Annotated in this window: 1 rRNA gene; it reads right to left on the reverse strand. The window is 53.3% G+C overall.

Annotated features, from left to right (window positions below):
- Window positions 1-904 (reverse strand): 23S ribosomal RNA (locus FXV91_RS19590); the annotation flags it as partial.

Here is a 904-nt window from a genome sequence, read left to right on the forward strand (position 1 = left end):
GAAGGGTAGTGTCCCAATTGCGACTCCACGGATGCTGGCGCACCCGCTTCGACGTCTCCTACCTACACTGTACATCCAGAACCACAACCCAACGACAGGCTGCAGTAAAGCTCCACGGGGTCTTCACTTCCCCCTAGAGGTCTCTAGACTGTGCACTAGAATGTAAGCTTCACCGGACTCCAGTTAGGGACAGTAGGGCTCTCATTGATCCATTCATGCAAGTCGCCAATTAAGCGACAAGGTACTACGCTACCTTAAGAGGGTCATAGTTACCCCCGCTGTTTACAGGCCCTTCTTCCCGTTGAACCGGGGTTTCAGGTACCTGCACTGAGCAGGATTCAGAGATTGTACTAGCCCTTACGGGTTTGCAATCTCCTATGTTGGTATTAGACAGTTAGAGCCCCCTGGTCACTGCGACCTGCTGTCTACACAGCAGGCACTCCTTCTCCCGAAGTTACGGAGCTAATTTGCCGAATTCCCTTAACTGAATTACTCCGACACGCCTTAGCCTTTTCAGCTAGGGGCACCTGTGTCAGTTCTCGGTACGGACATTTAGCTGTCCTTTTCACGGGTTCCTGGGTGCAGCCGACTTTAGCCATAACAGATTCGCCCGCTTCTCGCCATTACGGCTCTCCACGGGATTCGCTGCTTAGACGGCGCGACGACGCCGCTCGGCCTGCCCTGAAACGTCAGAGCTCAGTGCTAAATGGTACAGGAATATTAACCTGTTTCCCTTTTGGCGTACTCGAATTACGGTACGTCTTAGGACCGACTAACCCTCGGCTGACGATCATTGCCGAGGAAACCTGGCCCCTTCGGCGGCAGGGATTCTCACCCTGCTATGCTGCTACTATTACCAGGATTTTCGTTTGTGAACGGTCCACAGGACTTCACAGCCCTGCTT

Source organism: Methanosarcina sp. DH2 (assembly GCF_020804225.1).
In the GTDB taxonomy this organism is placed as follows: domain Archaea; phylum Halobacteriota; class Methanosarcinia; order Methanosarcinales; family Methanosarcinaceae; genus Methanosarcina.